Raw genomic sequence first — 23064 nt, forward strand, 5'->3', positions numbered from 1 at the left:
AAATGCTTCTGCTCATTCCAGGTGGGCTACTCCGCCGCCTCGCTCGCAGCGCGCCTCCGCTTCGGCTTCCGCGCCTTCGCCAGCACCGGCGCCAGGAACTTCCCCGTGTAGCTCCGCGGCGCTTTCGCAATATCCTCTGGCGGCCCCCAGGCGACGATCTCGCCGCCGCCGTCGCCGCCTTCGGGGCCAAGGTCGATGACCCAGTCGGCGGTCTTGATGACTTCGAGATTGTGCTCGATGACGACGACCGTGTTGCCCTGCGCGACCAGCTCGTGCAGCACCTCCAGCAGCTTCTTGACGTCGTGGAAATGCAGGCCGGTGGTCGGCTCGTCCAGGATGTAGAGCGTGCGGCCGGTGGCGCGCTTGGACAGCTCTTTTGCGAGCTTGACGCGCTGGGCTTCGCCGCCCGAAAGCGTCGTGGCCTGCTGGCCGACATGGATGTAGTCGAGGCCGACGCGATGCAGCGTCTGGAAGGTCTCGCGCACGCGCGGCACCGCCTTGAAGAACTCGGCGGCTTCCTCGACCGTCATGTCGAGCACGTCGGCGATGCTCTTGCCCTTGAACAGCACCTCGAGCGTCTCGCGGTTGTAGCGCTTGCCCTTGCAGACGTCGCAGGTGACGTAGACGTCGGGCAAAAAGTGCATCTCGATCTTGATGACGCCATCGCCCTGGCAGGCCTCGCAGCGGCCGCCCTTGACGTTGAAGGAGAAGCGGCCGGGCTCGTAGCCGCGCGCTTTCGACTCGGGCAGGCCGGCGAACCATTCGCGGATCGGCGTGAACGCGCCGGTGTAGGTCGCTGGGTTCGAACGTGGTGTGCGGCCGATCGGCGACTGGTCGATGTCGATGATCTTGTCGATGTGCTCGAGGCCCTCGATGCGGTCGTGCGGAGCCGCGCCTTCGCTGGCGTTGTTCAGCTTGCGGGCGATCGCCTTGTAGACAGTGTCGATCAGCAGCGTCGACTTGCCGCCGCCGGAGACGCCGGTGACGCAGGTGAACAGGCCGAGCGGAATTTCGGCGGTGACGTTCTTGAGGTTATTGCCGCGCGCGTTCACCACCTTGATGGTGCGACGATGGTTCGGCGGACGCCGCTCCGGCACCTCGACCTCGAGCTCGCCGGTGAGATATTTGCCGGTGAGCGAGTTCGGGTTGCGCATGATCTCGGCGGGCGTGCCTTCGGCGATGATGTTGCCGCCATGCATGCCGGCACCGGGGCCGATGTCGAGGACGTAGTCGGCGAGCAGGATGGCGTCCTCGTCGTGCTCGACCACGATCACGGTGTTGCCGAGGTCACGAAGTCTCTTGAGCGTGTCGAGCAGGCGCGCGTTGTCGCGCTGGTGCAAGCCGATCGAGGGCTCGTCCAGCACGTAGAGCACGCCTGTTAGCCCCGAGCCGATCTGCGAGGCCAGGCGGATGCGCTGGCTCTCGCCGCCGGAGAGCGTGCCGGAGGAGCGGGAGAGGGTGAGATAGTTGAGGCCGACGTCGAGCAGGAAGGTGAGGCGCTCGCGGATCTCCTTGAGGATGCGGCCGGCGATCTCGTTTTGCTGGGTGTTCAGCGCCTCCGGCACGGTCTCGAACCAGGCGCCGGCGCCCTTCACCGACATCTCGGAGATGTCGCCGATATGCTTGCCGCCGATCTTGACGCAGAGCGCCTCGGGCTTGAGCCGAAAGCCGTGGCACGCCTCGCAGGGCACGTCGTGGAAATACTTCGCCAGCTCCTCGCGCGCCCACTCGCTCTCGGTCTCGCGATAGCGGCGGTTGATGTTGGTGATCACGCCCTCGAACGGCTTCTTGGTGTCATAGGAGCGGACGCCGTCCTCGTAGGAGAACTTGATCTCGTCCTCGCCGGAGCCATGGAGGATCGCGTTCTGCGTTTTCTTGGGCAGATCCTTCCATTTGGTGGTCAGCGTGAACTTGTAGTGCTTGCCGAGCGCAGTCAGCGTCTGAATGTAATAGGGCGACGAGGACTTGGCCCAGGGCGCGATCGCGCCCTTGCCGATGGCGAGCTCCTTGTCGGGGATGACGAGGTCTTCGTCGACATGCTGCTCGACGCCGAGGCCGCCGCAGGCGGGGCAGGCGCCATAGGGATTGTTGAACGAGAACAGTCGGGGCTCGATCTCGGGGATGGTGAAGCCGGAGACCGGGCAGGCGAACTTTTCCGAGAACAGCATGCGCTCGGGTCCGCTCTTGTCGTGGATCTTCGCGGTCTTCTTTTTCTCTTTCTCTTCCGCGGGTGCTGCCGCAGCCGGCGCGTCCGCGAATTCGATGACGGCAAGACCCTCGGCCAGCTTCAGCGCGGTCTCAAAACTTTCGGCGAGGCGTTGGCCGATGTCGGGACGCACCACGATGCGGTCGACGACGACGTCGATGTCGTGCGGGAATTTCTTGTCGAGAACAGGGGCTTCCGCGAGCTCGTGGAAGGCGCCGTCGATCTTGACGCGCTGAAAGCCCTTCTTGAGCCATTCGGCGAGCTCTTTGCGGTACTCGCCCTTGCGGCCGCGCACGACCGGCGCGAGCAGATAGAGGCGCGAGCCCTCGGGCAGCGCCAGCACGCGGTCGACCATCTGCGAGACGGTTTGGCTCTCGATCGGCAGGCCGGTGGCGGGCGAATAGGGCACGCCGACGCGCGCCCACAGCAGGCGCATGTAGTCGTAGATTTCGGTCACCGTGCCGACGGTGGAGCGCGGGTTCTTCGACGTTGTCTTCTGCTCGATCGAGATCGCCGGCGACAGGCCGTCGATCTGGTCGACGTCGGGCTTCTGCATCATCTCCAGGAACTGGCGGGCATAGGCGGACAGCGATTCGACGTAGCGGCGCTGGCCCTCGGCGTAGATGGTGTCGAACGCGAGCGAGGATTTGCCGGAGCCGGACAGCCCCGTGAACACCACCAGCTTGTCGCGGGGAATCTCGACGTCGATATTCTTGAGGTTGTGCTCGCGCGCGCCACGGATCGTAATTGCGCGCAGGTGGGATCCCGCGTTCTGTTGTTGGCGCTTCGCCTTGATCACTTCATCCATCCCAGTTGCCCTCAAGGAATCCCATGGGTGCGCGACCGCGCCAGCAAAAAAGGCGCGCTTCGCCCGGAACCGGGATCGGCGCCGATGGGTATGTCAGCGAACGTAGGAAGAACGGGGAGGGATTTCCAGTGGCCTTTGCGAATCGTCAACGGATTGTTGGCGCGCTGGCGGCATCTGGCAGCAGAGGGCGCGCGGAACTGCAGGGGAACGGGGTGGTCAAACAAAAAGGCCGGCGCGAGGCCGGCCTTTCGTAACGCGGATGGCGTCGAAGCGAAGATCAGTACTTCGCGACGATCGGGCCCCCGAAGTGATAGTTCACGCCGACCTGCACGGTATGGAAGTTGAGCGAGCCGCTGGGCACGGCGCCCGAGAAGTAGGTCTCGCCGCCAAGGCTGCGATACAGATACTCGCCCTTGACCGACCACTGCGGAGCGATAAACGCTTCGACGCCCGCGCCGACGGTCCAGCCCGAGTGGAACTTGCTATCGGAAACCGAGACCGGGCCCAGGGTCGCCGTGACCTTGTTGTCGATCCAGGCGTAGCCGCCGGTGCCGTAGAGCAGGACGTTATTGACGGCCCAGCCGATACGGCCGCGCACGGTGCCCATGGCGTCCGTCTTCGAGCTCACCGAGGCGGGGATGCCACCGATGCCGGGGACGAAAACCACACCAGCTGCCGAGGCGCTGACGTCAGCCCAGGCGCCATCGGCCTCGACACCGAATACGACGTTGCTGGTCTGCCAGTTGTAGCCGGCGGTGCCGCCGACGAAGCCACCCTGCATCCGCGGGCTGTTCGAATCTTCCCAGGCGCCGCCACCGACGATGCCGAGGTAGAAGCCGGTCCAGTTGTAGACCGAAGCCATCGCCACCGGAGCCTTGGTGTAGGGGCGCGCCGCCAGATCAGCGGCCGATGCCGGGGCAGCGAGAGCGAACAAACAGGCCGAAGCCAACCAAACCTTTTTCATTTTCAGTAATCCCAGTCCCAGTTTCTGTTGTGCCCTCCCTGTTCCGGAAGGGCATCGGACGCTGTGGTCCAACTGATGTCGTACCTACACCAGCAAAGCCGCAAGTTGTGTCACTCAAAAGTCACAGCGCCTGAAAATGGTGCAGGTGCTGACCTATTATTCGCCCATGGGGCACAAAATACGCAGAGGCCGGTACGAGGCCGGTCTTCAATTCCTTAAACTATATCAGTCGATTAAGTACTTCACGAGGATCGGGCCGCCCTAGCGATAGTTCACACGGATCAGGCCGATCTCGACGTCCTGGCTGATGCGCTCGGAGCGTGTGGCAGCACCGAGCGAGGCGAGCACGAAGTTGCCTGAAGGTTCCAATCGGCACGTGCCTTTGCGCAGCATGTTGGCGATCAATCCCGCACATCCGGCGCTATCATTTGCAAGAACAAATCTGGAACGAACCGGGGGTCGATGCTATATATGGGGATAACCTGAGCGGCGGCGGACGGAGCGGCGTCCGCAAGCGTTCGGCGGGCGTATAGGGTCGCCTCAACGGGCACGGCGGAACGCGGGAAGCGGACCGGCCTTCTTGAATTCAGTGGCATTCGGAGCGGAGAGCGGAGATGGCGGGAAGCGTCAACAAGGTCATTCTGGTTGGAAATCTCGGCAAGGATCCTGAAATCCGCCGCACCCAGGACGGGCGTCCGATCGCCAATCTGAGCGTCGCGACGTCGGAGACGTGGCGCGACAAGGCGACCGGCGAGCGCAAGGAAAAGACCGAGTGGCACCGCGTCGTGATCTTCAATGAAGGGCTCTGCAAGGTCGCCGAGCAGTATCTGAAGAAGGGCGCCAAGATTTACGTCGAGGGTGCGCTCCAGACCCGCAAATGGACCGACCAGAGCGGCGTGGAGAAGTACTCGACCGAAGTCGTGCTGCAGGGCTTCAACTCCACCCTGACGATGCTGGACGGTCGTAGCGGCGGTGGGGGAGGCGGCAGCTTCGGCGACGAGCCGGGCGGCGATTTCGGCTCCTCCGGTCCCGTCAGCAGCGCACCGCGGCGCCCCGTTGCGGCCGGCGGCGGTGGCCGCAACAGCGACATGGACGACGATATCCCGTTCTGAGCGATCCCGTTCTGAGAACGTAGTATCGATGCAGACGCGCCGGCCGGATGGGGCGGCGCTTCTCATCTTGTGTCAGAAAATCCTACTAATCGGCAGGACGGGCTCGGGATTTCCGGGCCCGCTTCATGTTTGGGGTGAACTCGGAGAGCGGCTTGGCAAACGCGCCAACGGGGCAAGCCCGTCGCGCGGTTTTCCACGCGCGACCGGCGATTTTGCAAGGTCGATGCGGGGCCCGTCCAAGCCACCGCGCGCAAGGGCTTAAGTTGTTGGAAAAATAGGCGGAAAAAGCGCTTCCCAGACTGCCGCGAGGGTGGTTATCAGGGGCTCGATGCGCTATATGATTCCCAGATAAAACCTCACCGGATTTCCCCTTGGCTGACGACGACGACAAGCCCGGCGACCAGCCGGCGCAACCCTCGGATATTCGCCCCGTCTCCATCTTCGAGGAGATGAAGAAGTCCTATCTGGACTACGCCATGAGCGTGATCGTGGCGCGGGCGCTGCCTGACGCCCGCGACGGTCTGAAGCCGGTGCATCGCCGCATCCTGTACTCGATGAACGAGCAGGGGCACACGCCGGACAAGAAGTACGTGAAGTCCGCCCGCGTGGTCGGTGACGTCATCGGTAAATATCATCCGCATGGCGACCAGTCGATCTACGACGCCATGGTCCGGATGGCGCAAGACTTCTCCATGCGCGTGCCGCTGATCGACGGCCAGGGCAATTTCGGCTCGGTCGACGGCGATCCCCCGGCTGCCTATCGTTATACCGAAGCCCGATTGACGAAGGTGGCGCTGGCTCTGCTGGCCGACATCGACAAGGACACGGTCGACTTCCAGCCGAACTACGACAACAACGAGACCGAACCGTCGGTCTTGCCGGCCAAGTTCCCGAACCTGCTCGTCAACGGCGCCGGCGGCATCGCGGTCGGCATGGCGACCAACATCCCGCCGCACAATCTCGGCGAGGTCATCGACGCCTGCGTCGCGCTGATCGACAACCCCGCGCTCACCATCGACGAGCTCATCAACATCGTGCCGGGACCGGATTTTCCGACCGGCGGCGTCATTCTCGGACGTGCGGGCATCCGCGCCGCCTATCACCTCGGACGCGGCTCGGTCATGATGCGCGGCAAGGTCGCGATCGAGACCATCCGCAAGGAGCGCGAGGCGATCATCATCACCGAGATTCCCTACCAGGTGAACAAGGCGACGATGGTCGAGCGCATCGCCGAGCTGGTCAAGGAAAAGAAGATCGAAGGCATCGGCGACCTGCGCGATGAATCCGATCGCGACGGCTACCGCGTCGTCATCGAATTGAAGCGCGACGCCGTGCCGGATGTGGTGCTGAATCAGCTGTACAGGTTCACGCCGCTGCAGACGAGCTTCGGCGTCAACATGGTGGCGCTCGACAGCGGCCGTCCGCGGATCATGCATCTGAAGGACCTGCTGGCGATCTTCGTCGACTTCCGCGAGCGGGTCGTCACGCGGCGGACCAAGTTCCTGCTCGCCAAGGCCCGCGATCGCGCCCATGTCCTGGTCGGTCTGGCGATCGCGGTCGCCAATATCGACGAGATGATCCGCGTCATCCGGACCTCGCCCGACCCGACCACAGCGCGCGACACCCTGATGTCGCGCGACTGGCCGGCCCGGGACGTCGAGGACATGCTGACGCTGATCGACGATCCGCGCCACCGCATCAGCGAGAACGGCACGATCCGGCTGTCGATGGAGCAGGCCAGGGCCATTCTCGATCTGCGCCTGCAGCGCCTCACCGCGCTCGGCCGTGACGAAATCCGCGAGGAGCTCGACAAGCTCGCCGGCGAGATCGCCGACTATCTCGACATCCTGCGCTCGCGCGACCGCGTGCTTGAAATCATCAAGTCCGAGCTCGCCGAAGTGAAGGCCGAGTTCGCCACCCCGCGCCGCACCGTCATCATCGAGCAGGAAGGCGAGGTCGAGGACGAGGACCTGATCCAGCGCGAGGACATGGTCGTGACCGTCTCGCACGCCGGCTACGTCAAGCGCGTGCCGCTGTCGGCCTACCGGGCGCAGCGCCGCGGCGGCAAGGGCCGCGCCGGGATGCAGACCCGCGACGAGGATTTTGTCAGCCGGCTGTTCGTGGCGTCCACGCATACTCCGATGCTGTTCTTCTCCTCGCGCGGCCAGGTCTACAAGATCAAGGTCTGGCGCCTGCCGATGGCCGCGCCAAATGCGCGCGGCAAGGCGCTGATCAACATCCTGCCGCTTGAGCAGGGCGAGCGCATCACCACCATCATGCCGCTGCCGGAGGACGAGTCCACCTGGGGCAACCTCGACGTGATGTTCGCCACGACAGGCGGCAACGTCCGGCGCAACAAGCTGTCCGACTTCGTCGATGTCCGCCGCTCCGGCATCATCGCGATGAAGCTCGACGACAACGAAGCGATCGTCGACGTGCAGATCTGCACCGAGCACGACGACGTGCTTTTGACCGGCGCCGGCGGCCAGTGCATCCGCTTCCCCGTCACCGACGTGCGCGTGTTCACCGGGCGCACCTCGATGGGTGTGCGCGGCATTGCGCTTGCCGAGGGCGACAAGGTGATCTCGCTGGCGATCCTGCGCCACGTCGAGACGACATCCGACGAGCGCTCGGCGTACCTGAAGATGCGTCGTGCGGTCGCCGGCGAAGCTGCGGCCGAGGAGCCGGCGGCGGACGCCGAGGCCGAGGAGACCTCCGGCAGCTTCCAGCTCGCCCAGGAGCGCTACATCGAGATGTCAGCGCAGGAGCAGGTCGTGCTGACCGTGTCCGTCAACGGCTACGGCAAGCGGACCTCGTCCTACGAGTACCGCACCACGGGCCGCGGCGGCAAAGGCATCGTCGCCATGAGCGTCAACAACCGCAACGGCAATCTAGTCGCGTCCTTCCCGGTGGAAGATGCTGATCAAATCATGCTGGTCACCGACAAGGGACAGCTGATCCGCTGCCCGGTCGAAGGCATCCGCGTCGCCGGCCGTTCGACCCAGGGCGTGATCGTGTTCGATACCGCCGAGGACGAACATGTGGTGTCGGTCGAGCACATTACGGAAGAGGCGGAAAGCGGGAATGGGGCGAATGGAGACGCAAACGGGGAGTGATGCGTCACCCCTCGTAGCCCGGATGGAGCGAAGCGAAATCCGGGTTTCTTGCGCCGCGCAAAGAGTCCCGAATTGCGCTTCGCTCCATCCGGGCTACCAACTGCCCTAAATCTCGAGCTCCGTGCCGAACTCCACCACCTGCTTGGTCGGCACGCCAAAGAACGCGGCTGAGCGTTCGGCATTGCGTTGCAGAAAGGCGAACACGGTTTCGCGCCAGACCCACATCCCCGGCACGTCCTCGCGCGGGATGATGGTCTCGCGGCCGACATAATAGGTGATGTCGGAGAGATCGATGCCGGGCAGCTTGCCGTGGCGGCAGGCCAGGGTCAGCCCGTCATAGATCGTCGGGTTCTGCATGAAGCCGTAATGCAGGATGACGCGGGTAATGCCGGGAATGATCTCGATCACCTCGGTGCGGTCTTCGTCGGCGATGTGAGGAAGCTCCTCGATCAACACGGTGACCAGGATGATGCGCTCGTGCAGCACGTGGTTATGCTTGACGAACTGGGTCAGCGCCAGCGGCACGCCGCGCGGCGCCGAGGCCAGGAACACGGCGGTGCCGGGGAGTCTGGCGCTGCATTTGTTGACCGCGGTCTCGATCAGATCCTCCTCGGGCTGGCGCAGCTTTGCGCGTGCCGCTTCGACCAGCTTCACGCCGCTTCGCCAGGTCAGCATCAGGAATGCGACGAAGCCCGCCAGCATCAACGGAAACCAGCCGCCCTCGAACAGCTTGATCGAATTGGCCGAAAAGAAGATCACGTCGATCACAAAGAAGAAGCCGTTCACGGCCACCACGAGCCATGGCGAATAGCCCCACTGGATCGCGACGAGGGCTGCGAGCAGCGTGGTGATCGCCATCAACAGCGATACCGCGATGCCGTAGGCGCCGGCCAGCGCGTCCGAGCTGCCGAAGCTCAGGACGGCGCCGAGCGTTGCGGCGGCGAGCAGCCAGTTCACCAAGGGCACGTAGATCTGGCCGATCGCGTCGCTCGTGGTGTGACGGATCTGCATGCGCGGCAGGAAGCCGAGCTGGATCGACTGCTGCGTCAGCGAGAACACGCCGGAGATGATGGCCTGCGAGGCGATCACGGTCGCGACCGCCGAGAACGCGACCAGCGGATAATGCAACGCGTCGGGGCAGAGCTGGAAGAACGGATTTTCGATCATGGTGGGGTCGGTGATCAGCAGCGCAGCCTGGCCGAAATAGTTCAGTACCAGCGCGGGCAGGCAGATCGCGAACCAGGCCAGCCGGATCGGCAGGCGGCCGAAATGCCCCATGTCGGCATACATGGCCTCGCCGCCGGTCACCGCGAGGAAGGCGGCCCCCAGGATCGCAAAGGAGACATGAAAATCCTGGTGGATCAGGAAGTCGAACGCATAGAGGGGGCTCAGCGCCGCCAGCACCGCCGGCGCCTTGACGATGCCGTGGATGCCGAGCGCTGCCAGCACGAAGAACCAGGCCAGCATCACCGGCCCGAAGATGCGGCCGATGAAGCCGGTGCCCTGCTTCTGCATCATGAACAGGCCGATCAGGATGACGACGGTCACGGGCACTACCGCCGGCGCGAGGGAGGGAGCGTCGACCTTCAGACCTTCGATGGCTGAGAGCACCGAGATGGCCGGTGTGATCGCGCCGTCGCCGTACAGCAGCGCTGCGCCGATGAGGCCGATGATGAGCAGATGCGCCCGCCAGGTGCCGGGTTGGGCGTTGCGGGCATGCAGCAGCGCCAGGAGCGCGACGATGCCGCCTTCGCCGCGGTTGTCCGCGCGCAGGATCAGCAGCGCATATTTCAGCGAGATGATCAGCAGCAGCGCCCAGAGGATCAGTGAGGCAACCCCCAGGACAGCGTCTGGGGTCACTGTCGCACCATGGGCGGCGGCCTTGGCGGCTTCCTTCAGGGCGTAGAGCGGGCTGGTGCCGATATCGCCGTAGACCACCCCGAGGGCGCCCATGGTCATGGCAAGCGGCAGTGGATCAGGTTGATGGCCGGAGGCGACTGCGGGCGTACTGGACAATGGCGACCCCCCGATGGGATCGCGCCCGACGGGTCATTCCGATGGGCGCGAGCATCGTCCAGTCTGCGACGGGACGTCGCAAATATCCATGGTGTTTATCTATGGGGTTTATCGTTGGGACCTATCGGGAGGTTCCTGACGCGAAACTGACAGATCCCGCTACGGAGTGCGGTTGGCGGTCACGAGGCGAGCCTCGCGGATGTTGGATTTGGTGCCGGCCTGGCGAAGGCAGGACGCCTCGAAATTCGGCCAGGCCTGCTGCGAGCAGTCCTTGCCGATGGTGCGGATATCGAGCCGGTCGCTCTTGGCGAGCGGCTGCGGCACGCTCGCCTCGACGGTTGGGGCGAAGCCGGGCAGGAGGGTGAGGGCGGCAGCAACACACGCAGAGATGGCGATCGCCGAAAGAGCCTTGATCATGACAGTCCCCTGTGATGCGGCCGCTACGCCCAGTGTGCGGCCCGTCGTTCGTTGGCTGGATTAGTAACCATGGCCAGTTTCCGGACGTCTTCGCGAACGCGGGAAATGGTTTCGTTCGCGCTCCGTTTTGTTTCGTGGCCGCCCCCAGGACGAAACAATTCGGTGTATTCCGACACGATTTTGCGGAAAAACCGCCAGGGAACCCGACCGGCTTGCCGGGCCGGGCAGGGCGCGGTAGGACGTGGCCATGCCGCGCATTGCCTTCTATCCAGGTTCCTTCGACCCCATCACCAACGGCCATCTGGACGTGGTCCGGCACAGCGTATCGCTGTGCGACAGGCTCGTTGTCGCGATCGGGGTGCATCCCGGCAAGAAGCCGCTGTTCTCGACCGAGGAGCGGCTCAAGATGCTCCATGACGTCTGCGGGCCGGTAGCAGCCCAGGCCGGCTGCGTGCTCGAAGCCGTGACGTTCGACGATCTGTCAGTGACATCGGCGCGCAAGCACGGTGCGACGATCATGATTCGGGGCCTGCGCGACGGCACCGACCTCGACTACGAGATGCAGCTCGCCGGCATGAACGAGGCCATGGCGCCCGAGGTGCATACAGTCTTCCTGCCGGCTTCTCCCATGGTCCGCCCGATCACCGCCACTTTGGTGCGCCAGATCGCCGCCATGGGCGGGGATGTCTCGGCCTTCGTCCCGCCGCTGGTTGCGGCACAGCTCAAGGCAAAATTCGCCTGATAACGGCGCGTTTCCTTTCTCATCTCTGATCCGGAGTTATCATGATCCGAATTCTCGCAGTTCTTGTCGGGTTTCTTGCCGCGGTTCTGTTCGCGGTGCCGGCCTTCGCGCAAGCCTTGCCGGCCGGCCTCGACAAGGCCAACGCCATCGTCATCGACACCACCAAGGGCCGCATCGTCATCAAGCTGAGGCCGGACCTTGCGCCCCAGCACGCCGAGCGCATCAAGCAGCTCGCGCGCGAGGGCTATTACAACAACGTGCCGTTCCACCGCGTCATGGACGGCTTCATGGCGCAGACCGGCGACGGCGAGAAATTCAACGGCACCGGCGGCTCGAAATATCCGAACCTGAAGCAGGAATTTTCCAAGGTGCATTTTGCGCGCGGCATCGTCGGCATGGCCCGGCGCGGCGACAGCGTCGACACCGCCAATTCGCAATTCTTCATCATGTTCGCCGACGGCGGCAGCCTCGACAACCAGTACACCGTGATCGGCGAGGTCGTGCAGGGCATGGACGTCGTCGACAAGCTGAAGAAGGCGCCTCCCGGATCAAGCGGCGGCACCGTCACCGATCCCGACAAGATGGTGAAGGTGCAGGTCGCTTCCGACATCAAATAGGAGAGGCGATGGCGCGCCGCGGTGGCAAGCTCCTGCTGGTTGCCGCGGTGCTGCTGCTCGGCGTCCCCGGTGCAATCGCCGAGGACGCACAGGTCAACACCATCCAGGACATCTTTCGGCATCTGCGCACCTGCTGGAAGCCGCCGCCCGCCGCCAGGGCCCGCCCGATCGACATCACCGTCGTCGTGAGCTTTAACCGGGCTGGAAACATTCTGGGTCATCCGAGGATTACCTATGAGTCCGCGGAGGCCTCCGACGAGGACCGGCTGCAATACCGGGTCGCGGTGATGGAGGCATTGCAACGCTGCACGCCGATGCCATTTACCGATGCGATGGCCGGCGCCGCTGCGGGGCGTCCATTCGCGATCCAGTTTCGAAACCGCAAAACGTCACCTGACAGGACTTCACCCCCAACCCAAGAGAGACGAGCATGAGCGCCACCGAAAACACCCTGATCCTCGAGACCACGCAGGGCCCCGTCACCATCGAGATGCGGCCTGATCTGGCGCCCGGCCACGTCGCGCGCATCAAGGAGCTCGTGCGCGAAGGCTTCTACGACGGCATCGTGTTCCATCGCGTGATCGACGGCTTCATGGCGCAGACCGGCTGCCCGCAGGGAACCGGCACCGGCGGCTCCGGCAAGAAGCTGAAGGCCGAGTTCAACAAGGAGCCGCATGTGCGCGGTACCACCTCGATGGCGCGCGCCGCCAGCCCGGATTCCGGCGACAGCCAGTTCTTCATCGTGTTCGACGACGCCCGCTTCCTCGACAACCAGTACACGGTGTGGGGCAAGGTCACCGAGGGCATGGAGAACGTCGACAAGATCAAGCGCGGCGAGCCCGTGCAGAACCCCGACAAGATCGTCAAGGCGCGGATGGCGGCTGACGCGGAGTAGGCGTTCAACCCTCATCCTGAGGAGCGCGGAACGCGCGTCTCGAAGGATGAAGTCCCCGCTGCTGCAGCTCGGCCTTCATGGTTCGAGACGGCGCTACGCGCCTCCTCACCATGAGGGTCTGACTGTACGGCCGTGAGCACGCGATGCGCACCGATCTCTTCGATTTCGACCTGCCCGCCGAGCGCATCGCATTGCGCCCGGCGAGCCCGCGCGACTCCGCGAAGATGCTGGTTGTCGATCACGGCACGCTGCGCGACCAGGTCATCGTCGATCTGCCGCAATGGCTGAAGCCGGGCGACCAGCTCGTCGTCAACGACACCAAGGTGATCGCGGCGCAATTGAAAGGCCGTCGCATCGGCCGCGAGACCGAGCCGAAGATCGAGGCGACGCTGATCAAGCGCCTCGACGGTTCGCGCTGGCAGGCGCTGGTGAAGCCGGCCAAGAAACTCGCAGCCGGCGACCGCATCCGCTTCGGCAATGAGGGCAAGGTCTGCCTGCTCGGCCATCTCGACGCCGAGGTCGAGGCCAAGGGCGCGGAAGGCGAGGTGACGCTGTCATTTTCGTTCCACGGTCCGACGCTGGATCAAGCCATTGCCGATCTCGGCAGCCCGCCGCTGCCGCCCTACATCGCCTCGAAACGCACGCCCGACGATCAGGACCTCGCCGACTACCAGACCATGTTCGCGGCGAATGAAGGCGCCGTTGCTGCGCCGACAGCCGGCCTGCACTTCACACCGGCGCTGGAGCAGGTGCTGCACGCGCGCGGCGTCGGCATCAACCGCGTCACGCTGCATGTCGGGGCAGGGACCTTTCTGCCGGTGAAGGTGGACGACACCGAAAGCCACAAGATGCATGCCGAGTGGGGCACGATCTCGGCCGAGACGGCGGAGCGGCTCAACACCGCCCGCAAGAACGGCGGCCGTATCATCGCGGTTGGCACCACGTCGTTGCGCTTGCTCGAAAGCGCAGCCAGCGAGGACGGCACCATTGAGCCATTCGCCGCCGAGACGGCCATCTTCATCACCCCCGGCTATCGCTTCCGCGCCGTCGATATCCTGATGACCAATTTCCATTTGCCGAAGTCGACACTGTTCATGCTGGTGTCGGCATTCTCCGGGCTGGAGGCGATGCAGCAGGCCTATGCACACGCGATCGCGACCGGCTATCGGTTCTATTCGTACGGCGATGCGTGTTTGTTGTTTCGGGCGGAGCGGTAGGGTGGGTTAGCCGTAAGGCGTAACCCACCGCTTCTGTTTCTGCGGATGGAGACCGTGGTGGGTTACGCTTCGCTAACCCACCCTACGCACCTTTTGCGCTACGCCATCACCCGCTGCGGCAGGAGCTCCGCGATCTGCACCGCGTTGAGCGCAGCGCCCTTGAGCAGCTGGTCCGCCGCCACGAACATCGAGATCGAATGCCCAGAGGGGTCGCTGAGGTCCTTGCGGATGCGGCCGACCAGGACGTCGTCCTGGCCCGAGGCGTCGATCGGCATCGGGAAGTAGTTCCTGGCGCGGTCGTCGACAATCTTGACGCCCGGCGCTCGCGCCATGATGGCGCGGACCTGGTCCTCGCTGATCGGCTTCTCGCATTCGAAGGTGATGGCCTCGCAATGAGCCCGCAGCACCGGCACGCGCACGCAGGTGACGCCGATCGCGATCTTGTCGTCCTCGAAGATCTTGCGGGTTTCGTTGATGACCTTGGTCTCTTCGTCGTTGTAGCCGGTGTCGGGGTCGATCGCCGTGTTGTGGTTGAAGAGGTTGAAGGCGTAGGGATGCGGCATCACCTTCGGCGTATAAACCTGCCCGTTGAGGTTGGCCCGGGTGGACTCGACCAGCTCGTCCATAGCGGCAGCGCCGGCGCCGGAGGCTGCCTGGTAGGTCGAGATGATCAGGCGCTTGATGCGGTTGCTCTGGTGGATCGGCCACAGCGGCACCAGCGCCGTGATGGCGGCGCAGTTCGGGTTGGCGATGATGCCCTTGTGGTCGCGGATGCGGTTCGCGTTGATCTCGGGGATCACCAGCGGCACGTTCGGATCCATACGGAAGGCGGAGGAGTTGTCGACAACGACGGCGCCCGCCTTGACCGCGATCGGGGCATATTTCTTCGAAATGCTGCCGCCGGCGGAGAACAAGGCGATGTCGACGCCTTCGAAGGCGCGCTCGGTCAGCTCCTCGATGACGACGTCTTGCCCGCGGAACGACACCGTCTTGCCGGCCGAGCGGGCGCTGGCCAGCGCCTTGAGCTTGCCAACGCGAAAGCCGCGCTTGTCCATGGTGGCGATGAATTCGGCGCCCACCGCACCGGTGACGCCGACAATCGCGACGACGGGATCGTTACTCACTTTGTCCTCCATTGAATTGAGAATTCAGACAACAAAAAAGCCCCGGACCAACGAGGGCGGGGCTTCGGTAGAGTGGATTGCGTTCTAGTCGACGACTACACGCGCACGCCTCCCCGGGCCCCGAAGGCCGTGGTGGTTTTAGTCGTGCGTTTGGTGGTCGTGAACATGGCGGGAGCTTATGCGGGAGAGTTTTGCGCCCGTCAATGGCTTTTCGGCGGGATAGGGGCTGCCGCTATTTGGTCCGGGCGCCCGGCGGTTCGAGGATGACTCCTTGAGGTTGTCGCCACTGATGACGACGATCGCGAAATTCAGCCGGCCGCGTTCGCGCACCAGGCCGCCGCTGATCGCCTTGCCGGAGGCCGCGCGCTCGGCGACGTCCACGGCATCCGCAAGGCGGTGCTTGATGGCGCCGAGCGCTGCGAGGTTGCTGCGATCGTCGAGGTCGAGCTCGGCGAGGGGGAGGGCGGCTTCGCCGCCGACGATCTCGCCGGTCGCGGCATTGATCGTATGGCGCCAGATCCGGTCGTTGTGCAGCGTCTTGACCCGGTAGACCGGCACGCCGGAGGCTCCGTCGAAGCTCACATCCGCCGTCGTGGCACCGGCATGGCGGCCTTCCGCAATCGCCATGGCCTGGTTGATAGAGATCGACGAGCTGCGGAAGCGCTCGATCTCTCGACTGACCGCCTGGCGGTCGGCCTCGGCGTCACCATCTGTGTCGCTGGGAAGGGCGGTCGGCGTGGCCGTGCTCACGATCGCCCGCGCCGGCGCTGCGAGGAGGAGTGCGGACAGGGCGATCGCGAGCAATCCCGAGATCCGTCGTTTGGTTGTCGTCATGCTCGAAACCCTCGGCCAGCGAGTGTGCCGGATGATCGTAAAGAATTTGCGGCCGACCTTGGACATCGGTCGGCCGCTGAGCGTCGTGACGGGTGGTACCGCCCCGGCGATCCAGGCGGTGCGGACCTCTTTGGGGCTGGTGAAAAAGCGATCCGCATCGCCCTATAATTAAACCATACCGTATCGTTTTGTTTTGGTCAACGGCGCGGCCGCGGGTCCCCCTGGAAAGATCGCAACCTCACGGAATTGTCAGCGCGACGAGCGCCGCCGCTGCGTGCCCTTGGCAGCACTCTGGACGCCGTCCGCAGATCCCAGCGCGCCTGCCAGGAACAGCTTGATCGCAGCGCGCATGCGCTTTTCCGCGACCTTCATCTCCGGCGGCGTTCCAAACGTCGCCAAGCGATGGTTGTGACCGACGACGACGTCGAGAAACACTTCCGCCGCGATGGTGGTGTCGTCGACGTCGAGCGCGCCTTGCGCCACCAGATGATCGAAGAAGCGTGCCGTGGTGGCGACGGCCTTGAGCCAGCCTTCCTCCTTGCCGAGCTTGGCAATGTCGGGAAAGTTGATGGCCTGCGACGTCATCATGCGGCTGAAGGCGACGGCATCGGGACCGCAGGTGAAGCTCAGCATCTCGCGCCCGATCTCGACCAGCCGCTGCTCGACCGAGATATCCGAGGCGCTGCTGAGCTTGGTCTCGGCGGCCGCGGATAGCGGTGCAAGCCATCGCGCGATCTCGCGCCGCAGCACGGCGGCGAACAGGCCGCGCTTGTCGCCGTAACGGGCATAGACGGTGGGCTTGCTCACGCGCGCGGCTTCCGCGACCGCGTCGAGCGAGGTGGCGTCAAAGCCGCGATCCAGGAACAGGCGGGTGGCGACCTCGATCAGCCGCTGATCGCGCTCGATCGCGGCGCTTTTCGTCGGCCGGCCGCCGCGCGATTTCGGCACCTCGCGCTGCGGCGCTGCCGGTCTTGTCCTGGTCGCAGTCAATCCCATGCCCAATGATTCCTGCGCGGTCGTAGCATCAGTCATTGCTCTATAACGCGCAGCAACGGGTGCGTCATGGCTAATCTGGCCGAATGGGCCGCATCCTCAACCGTCTCGACACGGCCTCGTTCCTGAGCGAGCGTCTCACGGAAGCGCCGAAGTCCAGGCCTGGCCTGACGCCGCCTTCTCATATCCGTACTGATACAGCGCCCGCATATAGGCGGTGTCGAACCCTTCCGAGGGGGCCGCCGGATAGTCGCGCGCGATATAGGAGAGGTGGAAGCCCAGGTGGTTGCGCCTGGCAAAATCATAGGTCGAGAAGATGGTCGAGCGGGTTTGCGACTGGGTGATCGACGACAGGCTGCGTGAGGCGACGTCGATGGTGCTGTTGGAGACGAGCTCGAAGTTGCGTTCGATCTTCTTGTTGACGAGGATGTAGATGTCCATCCTCGCCGCGCCGGGGAGGCGACTGCCCTGGAAAAGCAGGGCTTCCGGCAGCGTCAGCACCGGGGCCGTCACGCCGCCGTCGACATGCATCTCCTGAAACCTGCGGCCCTGGCCCTCGGCGTCGATCATGATCGGCGGAAACACCAGAGGTATGCTGGCGGAGGCCGCCATCACGTCGCGAAACAGCTTGAGCGCCTCGGGCGTGCCCACCGCGGCGATCTTGCCCATGTCCCAGATGGCGGTCCGCTGGGTGTCGAGATCGGTCGTCACCACCAGCAACTTGCGCCCCTTGGCGTTTTCACGCGCGACCTGCGCCATGAGCTCCTGCCCGACATAGCGGGCGACGAGCTCACGCAGCCGCGTGTTGCCGAACAGGCCGGATCCGAACAGCACGCGCATGATGCTGGGATCGCTCAACAGGCTCTCCGCGATACCGCTGGTGTAGACCTCCTTCAGCGTGTCGTCATATTGCGAGCCGAGAAACGCAAAGGGTGCAATCAGGCCGCCGGTGCTCACGCCCGAGACGACCGAGAAGGCGGGCCGGGTTCTGGCCGCGGTCCAGCCGTTGAGCACGCCGACGCCGTAGGCGCCATCTGCGCCGCCGCCTGACAGCGCCAGATAGGACTTCGTCGCGGTACCGGTGTCCTTCTCGAAACTGAATTTCGTGACGGGGTCGTCGGCGTAGCGCCGCAGGCCGTCGATATCGAGCACACGCGATGTGCTGGCTTCGGCGGCCGTATAGGGCGTGCGGGGCAGGGAGGTACAGGCGCCGAGCGCCAGGCTGCACGTCAGGGCCAGCCATCCGATCAGGCCGGCAACTGTCTGCCTTGTCCTGCCATGCGAACGGCCGGCTGGGTCAGTCGAACTTGAAAGGATGGGCATTGTCGGTGGCTGGCGATCACGCATCTACCGCCGCCGGCAACATCGCCGCGGCATCTCGTCCAGCCCCCAGGATAGAACTACACTGTATCGTTTTGTTTAACAAGCGCCGCGGCTGCAAACTTCCGTGTCCCCGATATTGGCCTCCATTGTCCCAGTCTGATGCATAAGCCGGCCGAAGCATCGTCTGGGCGGGTTGATCGGCCTGCTCCGACACGCAATAAGCACCGTCATGAATCGTCCTGACACCGGTCTGCCCAATCATTTCGAACTGCTCGCCACCGACGGTGCCGCGCGCACCGGGCGCCTGACCACGCCGCACGGTGTGGTGCGCACGCCCGCCTTCATGCCGGTCGGCACCGCCGGCGCGATGAAGGGCATGCACTGGCGCGAGGTGCGTGAGGCCGGTGCCGACATCGTGCTCGGCAACACCTATCATCTGATGCTGCGTCCCGGCGCCGAGCGGATCGCGGCGCTTGGCGGCTTGCAAAAATTCACCGGCTGGAACGGGCCGATGCTGACGGATTCCGGCGGCTTCCAGGTGATGTCGCTGGCGGATTTGCGCAAGGTCAGCGAGCAGGCCGTGACCTTCCGTTCGCATATCGACGGCGCCAAGGTCGAGCTGTCGCCGGAGCGCTCGATCGAGGTGCAGCGTTTGCTCGGCTCCGACATCGCCATGCAGATGGACGAATGCGTGCGACTGCCCGCCGAGCGCGCCGACATCGACCGCGCGATGCAATTGTCGCTGCGCTGGGCCGAGCGAAGCAAGCGTGCCTTCGAGACCGCGCCCGACGGCTACATGCTGTTCGGCATCGTGCAGGGCGGCGACATACCCGAGCTTCGCCATGCCAGCGCGCAAGGCCTCATCGAGATCGGTTTCCATGGTTATGCGATTGGCGGCCTGGCCGTCGGCGAGCCACAGGCCGTGATGCTGGCGATGATCGACGAGACAGCGCCGCGGCTGCCGAGAGATCGGCCGCGCTACCTGATGGGCGTCGGCACGCCGGACGACATCCTCGAGGCAGTCAAGCGCGGCATCGACATGTTCGATTGCGTGATGCCGACGCGCAATGGCCGGCATGGCGTCGCCTTCACACGCTTCGGCCAGGTGAATTTGCGCAACGCGCGCCACGCCGACGATCCGCGTCCGCTCGACGAAGAGAGCTCCTGGCCGTCGGCGCGCAGCTACGCGCGGGCCTATCTGCACCATCTCGTCAAGGCGGGCGAGACGTTGGGTGCGATGCTGCTGTCCGAGATCAATATCGCTTACTACCAGTTCCTGATGCAGGGCATCAGGGACGCGGTCGCGCAGGGCACGTTCGAGGAGTTCTATCGGCGTACGCGCGAGGACTGGGCGAGGGGCGACATCGCCCCGCGCTAGGTCAATTGCACACGGTCAGTTGCAGAGGAAACGTCAGTTGCAGAGGAAGCGCTGCTTGACGGCGTGCTTGGTCACGAAGCCGTAGCCGCAATTGTCGCAGGTCCAGAGATAGCTGATCAGGTGTTCCGACACATACGCAGAACCTTCGGCGGCGACCATGGAGTCGGCGCAGACTGGACAGGTGGGCAACTCACTGCAACGCGGAGCGCGGTTCGGCGCGACGGTCGACAACACTTCAGCGACTGCTGACATCGTGGTGACCTCCCAGCTTTGAGACCTAAGTCTAACATAAGCAGAATCAGTTGACGAGGTCGCAACACAAATGCGTTGGTTTTCTGATAATTGCAGCTCACGTGATTTTGCGATGCAGCGTATTTAACATGTACCGCAATGTCGCTTGCGTGTCGCCGCAGGCTGTCTCTAACTGCGCAAGAGCTGCAACAGAAGCGCAATTCGTCGCCACAGGGAGTTGATCATGGACGCATCGTCCACCACGGGTGCAGCGCACCAACCCGGCCGCGGCCGGATCTATGACTCGATCGTCGATGCTTTTGGCGACACGCCCATCGTCCGCCTGCGCCGGCTGCCGGGCATGCACGGCGTGAACGCGACCATTTTGGCAAAGCTTGAATATTTCAACCCCGCCGCAAGCGTGAAGGATCGCATCGGCGCGGCCATGATCATCGCCATGGAGAAGGCCGGCATCGTCAAGCCCGACACCGTGCTGATCGAGCCGACCTCCGGCAATACCGGCATCGCGCTGGCCTTCGTCGCGGCGTCGCGCGGCTATCGGCTCAAGCTGGTCATGCCGGAGTCGATGTCGATTGAACGGCGCAAGATGCTGGCCTTTCTGGGCGCGGAGCTGGTGCTGACACCGGCCGCGCAAGGCATGAAGGGCGCGATCGCGACGGCCGAAGAGCTGTTGAAGACGACGCCGAATTCGGTGATGCCGCAGCAGTTCAAGAATCTCGCCAATCCCGAGGTGCACCGCCGCACCACCGCGGAGGAGATCTGGAACGACACCGGCGGCAACATCGACTTCTTCGTCGCCGGCGTCGGCACCGGCGGCACCATCACCGGCGTCGGTCAGGTGCTGAAGCCGCGCAAGCCCTCCCTGCGCGTGGTCGCGGTCGAGCCGGAGGAGAGCCCGGTGCTGTCGGGCGGCCAGCATACGCCGCACAAGATCCAGGGCATCGGCGCGGGCTTCGTCCCTGACATCCTCGATCGCTCGGTTTTCGACGAGATCGTGAAGATCAGCTCGACGACGGCGATCGAGACCTCGCGGGCGCTGGCGCGGCACGAGGGCATTCCCGGCGGCATTTCCTCGGGCGCCGCGATCGCCGCGGCCCTCGAGATCGGCAAGCGGCCGGAAGCTGCGGGAAAAACCATCCTGGCTATAGTGCCGTCCTTCTCCGAGCGGTATCTTTCGACGGCTCTGTTTGAGGGAATCTAGGACATGGCGGATCAACCACCGAGGCGGCCGCGAACGCTGGGCGATGCCAGGACGGAGGCCGAGGCGGCGTTCAAGAAGGTGACGGCCAAGGCCGCCGAGGCGCCGCCAAAGCAGAACGTGGCGCCGGGGATCAAGGAGCAGGTCACGCTGCGGATTGACCAGGACGTGCTGGAGCATTTCCAGGCCGGAGGGCCCGGCTGGCAGGACCGCATCAACGAGGCGCTGCGAAAGGCCGCGGGGAAGTAGACGCCAACTGCCGGATCCGGGGGCGGTCGTCCGAAACTGGCGCGCCCCTGGGTGGCGAACTCAAAGGACCTGCGACAGAAACCGCTGCGTTCGTTCGTCCGTGGCGGCCGTAAATAATGTTTCCGGCGGGCCGTGCTCGACGATCACACCGCGATCGGTGAAGTAGACGTGATCGGCGACCTCACGGGCGAAGTTCATTTCGTGGGTTACCAGGAGGCATGTCATCCCGTCTTCGGCCAGCTCCCGGATGGTGACCAGGACCTCCTTGACCGTTTCCGGATCGAGGGCGGCGGTGACTTCGTCGAACAGCATGATGTCCGGTCGCATCGCCAGCGAACGGGCGATGGCCACGCGCTGCTGCTGTCCGCCGGAGAGTTCACCGGGATAGGTGTCCTCCTTCCCCGCAAGCCGCACCTTGGCAAGCAGCGCCCGGGCGCGCGCTTCGACCTCGGGACGCTTCTGGCCGAGAACATGGATTGGCGCCATCATGACGTTCTGGAGCGCGGTCTTGTGCGGGAAAAGGTTGTATTGTTGAAAGACCATCCCGACCTTGCGACGAAGCGCCAGTTTGTCGAGCCTGGGGTCGGAAACCTCGATGCCTTCGATTTGAATGCTGCCGGACGAGATCGGTTGAAGGGCATTGATGCAGCGGATCAGCGTGGATTTCCCTGATCCGGACGGGCCGATGATACAGATCACCTCGCCTTTCCTGACCGACAGGCTGATTCCTTTCAGAACCTCGAGAGCTCCGAAGACTTTCTGACGTCGACGCATTGGACGATGGGCTGATCCGGCGTCCAGGTCGCGGCCATGCTCTGCTCCCTCAGCGTACGCGGAACCGACGCTCGAGACGAGCGGTCCACAGGTTGATCGGATAACAGTAGAGAAAGAAACACAGCAGCGCGAAACCGTAGAGCGGCGCGAACAGCTCCGGTCTCCCGCCTTCGGCGGCGTGCACCTGTGCTGTCAGCGTGAGCATTTCCGAAACGCCGACGATCGATGCGAGCACCGTCGACATCGCGACCAGCGCATAGATATTCATCCAGGGCGGCAGCATGCGCTTGATGCATTGTGGCAGCATGATCAGCCACATGGTCTGACGCCGCGTGAATGACAGCGATTCCGCCGCCTCCCACTGCGTCGCCGGAATGGAGCGGACGGCGCCGCGCACGACCTCGGCGACATTCGCCATGACGGGCAAGGCGAAGCCCACGGTCGCCTTGATCCAGTCCGGCAACGGGATGGTCGTCTTGAACAGGGTGACCTGGAAAGGCACCAGAAACATCACGAAGAACAGCAGCACCAGCCAGGGCGCATTGCGGAAGAATTGAGTGACGAGCCAGCTGACAGCGGCGAGTAGCCGGGACTCCGACAACAGGGCGAGGCCCAGGCCAAGCCCGGCGACGGTCCCCAGCAGCATAGCCAGCAGGGAGATCGCGATGTTGAAGACGAACCCGCGCAGCAGCAGCGGTGACCACTTCACGATGATTTGCAGTGGGGACAGCATCGTCGGTCCGGCCTCCGCCCATGCGGTGGATGCGGCCATGACGGCGCAGAAACAGAGGATCGCAGCGGACAGTGGACCGATCCGAACGGGCATCCT

At 64.3% G+C, this 23064-nt stretch carries 19 protein-coding genes and 2 pseudogenes; 10 read left to right on the top strand and 11 right to left on the bottom strand.

The window, feature by feature from the left end:
* Positions 1-26: 26 nt before the first annotated feature.
* Together uvrA and C7G41_RS23435 are read right to left on the bottom strand one after the other, a co-directional pair.
* On the bottom strand, positions 27-3014 hold the full coding sequence (gene uvrA / locus C7G41_RS23430; protein WP_106944744.1) for an excinuclease ABC subunit UvrA: 2988 nt from the start codon (positions 3012-3014) through the stop codon (positions 27-29).
* Positions 3015-3291: 277 nt separating this feature from the next.
* On the bottom strand, positions 3292-3978 hold the full coding sequence (locus tag C7G41_RS23435; RefSeq protein ID WP_106944745.1) for an outer membrane protein: 687 nt from the start codon (positions 3976-3978) through the stop codon (positions 3292-3294).
* Positions 3979-4592: 614 nt separating this feature from the next.
* Between C7G41_RS23435 and C7G41_RS23440 the strand changes: the two genes are divergently transcribed.
* Positions 4593-5090, top strand: a complete 498-nt coding sequence (locus tag C7G41_RS23440) for a single-stranded DNA-binding protein (protein WP_007590726.1) — start codon at positions 4593-4595, stop codon at positions 5088-5090.
* A gap of 371 nt (positions 5091-5461) precedes the next feature.
* Positions 5462-8206: a DNA gyrase subunit A gene (gene gyrA, locus C7G41_RS23445; protein ID WP_106944746.1), complete on the top strand. Its 2745-nt coding sequence runs from the start codon at positions 5462-5464 to the stop codon at positions 8204-8206.
* A gap of 105 nt (positions 8207-8311) precedes the next feature.
* Here gyrA and C7G41_RS23450 read toward each other — a convergent pair whose 3' ends face one another.
* A complete protein-coding gene (locus C7G41_RS23450; protein ID WP_106944747.1) occupies positions 8312-10165 on the bottom strand; it encodes a potassium transporter Kup in 1854 nt (617 codons plus the stop codon).
* 216 nt (positions 10166-10381) lie between these two features.
* Positions 10382-10639, bottom strand: coding sequence for a hypothetical protein (locus tag C7G41_RS23455; RefSeq protein ID WP_106944748.1), 258 nt, complete (start codon positions 10637-10639; stop codon positions 10382-10384).
* Between the two features lie 247 nt (positions 10640-10886).
* Here C7G41_RS23455 and coaD point away from each other — a divergent pair, with 247 nt between their 5' ends.
* From coaD to queA, 5 genes are all read left to right on the top strand, one after another.
* Positions 10887-11381 (top strand): pantetheine-phosphate adenylyltransferase, encoded by a 495-nt coding sequence (coaD, locus tag C7G41_RS23460; RefSeq protein ID WP_106944749.1) that lies wholly within the window; start codon positions 10887-10889, stop codon positions 11379-11381.
* Between the two features lie 41 nt (positions 11382-11422).
* Positions 11423-11998, top strand: coding sequence for a peptidylprolyl isomerase (locus C7G41_RS23465; RefSeq protein ID WP_106944750.1), 576 nt, complete (start codon positions 11423-11425; stop codon positions 11996-11998).
* 8 nt (positions 11999-12006) lie between these two features.
* Positions 12007-12432 carry a hypothetical protein gene (locus tag C7G41_RS23470; RefSeq protein ID WP_106944751.1) on the top strand — a complete coding sequence of 142 codons (426 nt, stop codon included), beginning with the start codon at positions 12007-12009 and terminating at the stop codon, positions 12430-12432.
* Positions 12429-12893, top strand: a complete 465-nt coding sequence (locus tag C7G41_RS23475; RefSeq protein ID WP_007590736.1) for a peptidylprolyl isomerase — start codon at positions 12429-12431, stop codon at positions 12891-12893. Before C7G41_RS23470 ends, C7G41_RS23475 begins: the two co-directional genes overlap by 4 nt.
* A 143-nt stretch (positions 12894-13036) precedes the next feature.
* Positions 13037-14110 (top strand): tRNA preQ1(34) S-adenosylmethionine ribosyltransferase-isomerase QueA, encoded by a 1074-nt coding sequence (gene queA, locus C7G41_RS23480; RefSeq protein ID WP_106944752.1) that lies wholly within the window; start codon positions 13037-13039, stop codon positions 14108-14110.
* A 98-nt stretch (positions 14111-14208) separates the two neighbouring features.
* Here queA and C7G41_RS23485 read toward each other — a convergent pair whose 3' ends face one another.
* From C7G41_RS23485 to C7G41_RS23500, 4 genes and pseudogenes are all read right to left on the bottom strand, one after another.
* Positions 14209-15246: an aspartate-semialdehyde dehydrogenase gene (locus tag C7G41_RS23485; RefSeq protein WP_106944753.1), complete on the bottom strand. Its 1038-nt coding sequence runs from the start codon at positions 15244-15246 to the stop codon at positions 14209-14211.
* A gap of 220 nt (positions 15247-15466) precedes the next feature.
* A pseudogene (locus C7G41_RS23490) lies at positions 15467-16068 on the bottom strand (PepSY domain-containing protein).
* Between the two features lie 249 nt (positions 16069-16317).
* Entirely contained in the window at positions 16318-17064 is a 747-nt protein-coding gene (locus C7G41_RS23495) for a TetR/AcrR family transcriptional regulator (RefSeq protein WP_106944754.1), read from the bottom strand.
* A gap of 135 nt (positions 17065-17199) precedes the next feature.
* Complete coding sequence (locus C7G41_RS23500; protein WP_245446652.1) at positions 17200-18384, bottom strand: patatin-like phospholipase family protein; 1185 nt, start codon at positions 18382-18384, stop codon at positions 17200-17202.
* A gap of 229 nt (positions 18385-18613) precedes the next feature.
* On the opposite strand from C7G41_RS23500, the gene tgt reads away from it, so the two are divergent.
* Entirely contained in the window at positions 18614-19762 is a 1149-nt protein-coding gene (gene tgt, locus C7G41_RS23505; RefSeq protein ID WP_106944756.1) for a tRNA guanosine(34) transglycosylase Tgt, read from the top strand.
* 33 nt (positions 19763-19795) lie between these two features.
* On the opposite strand, the gene C7G41_RS23510 is transcribed toward tgt, so the two are convergent.
* Positions 19796-20014 carry a hypothetical protein gene (locus C7G41_RS23510; protein WP_007610632.1) on the bottom strand — a complete coding sequence of 73 codons (219 nt, stop codon included), beginning with the start codon at positions 20012-20014 and terminating at the stop codon, positions 19796-19798.
* 223 nt (positions 20015-20237) lie between these two features.
* Here C7G41_RS23510 and cysK point away from each other — a divergent pair, with 223 nt between their 5' ends.
* Both cysK and C7G41_RS23520 read left to right on the top strand, forming a co-directional pair.
* Complete coding sequence (gene cysK, locus C7G41_RS23515; protein ID WP_106944874.1) at positions 20238-21215, top strand: cysteine synthase A; 978 nt, start codon at positions 20238-20240, stop codon at positions 21213-21215.
* Between the two features lie 3 nt (positions 21216-21218).
* Complete coding sequence (locus C7G41_RS23520) at positions 21219-21461, top strand: BrnA antitoxin family protein (RefSeq protein ID WP_106944757.1); 243 nt, start codon at positions 21219-21221, stop codon at positions 21459-21461.
* Positions 21462-21521: 60 nt separating this feature from the next.
* Here the strand turns inward: C7G41_RS23520 and C7G41_RS23525 are convergent.
* Together C7G41_RS23525 and C7G41_RS23530 are read right to left on the bottom strand one after the other, a co-directional pair.
* A pseudogene (locus tag C7G41_RS23525) lies at positions 21522-22273 on the bottom strand (amino acid ABC transporter ATP-binding protein).
* Positions 22274-22284: 11 nt separating this feature from the next.
* Positions 22285-23007: an amino acid ABC transporter permease gene (locus C7G41_RS23530; RefSeq protein WP_373681147.1), complete on the bottom strand. Its 723-nt coding sequence runs from the start codon at positions 23005-23007 to the stop codon at positions 22285-22287.
* Positions 23008-23064 lie beyond the last annotated feature (57 nt).

Source organism: Bradyrhizobium sp. MOS002, from assembly GCF_003020115.1.
GTDB lineage: Bacteria > Pseudomonadota > Alphaproteobacteria > Rhizobiales > Xanthobacteraceae > Bradyrhizobium.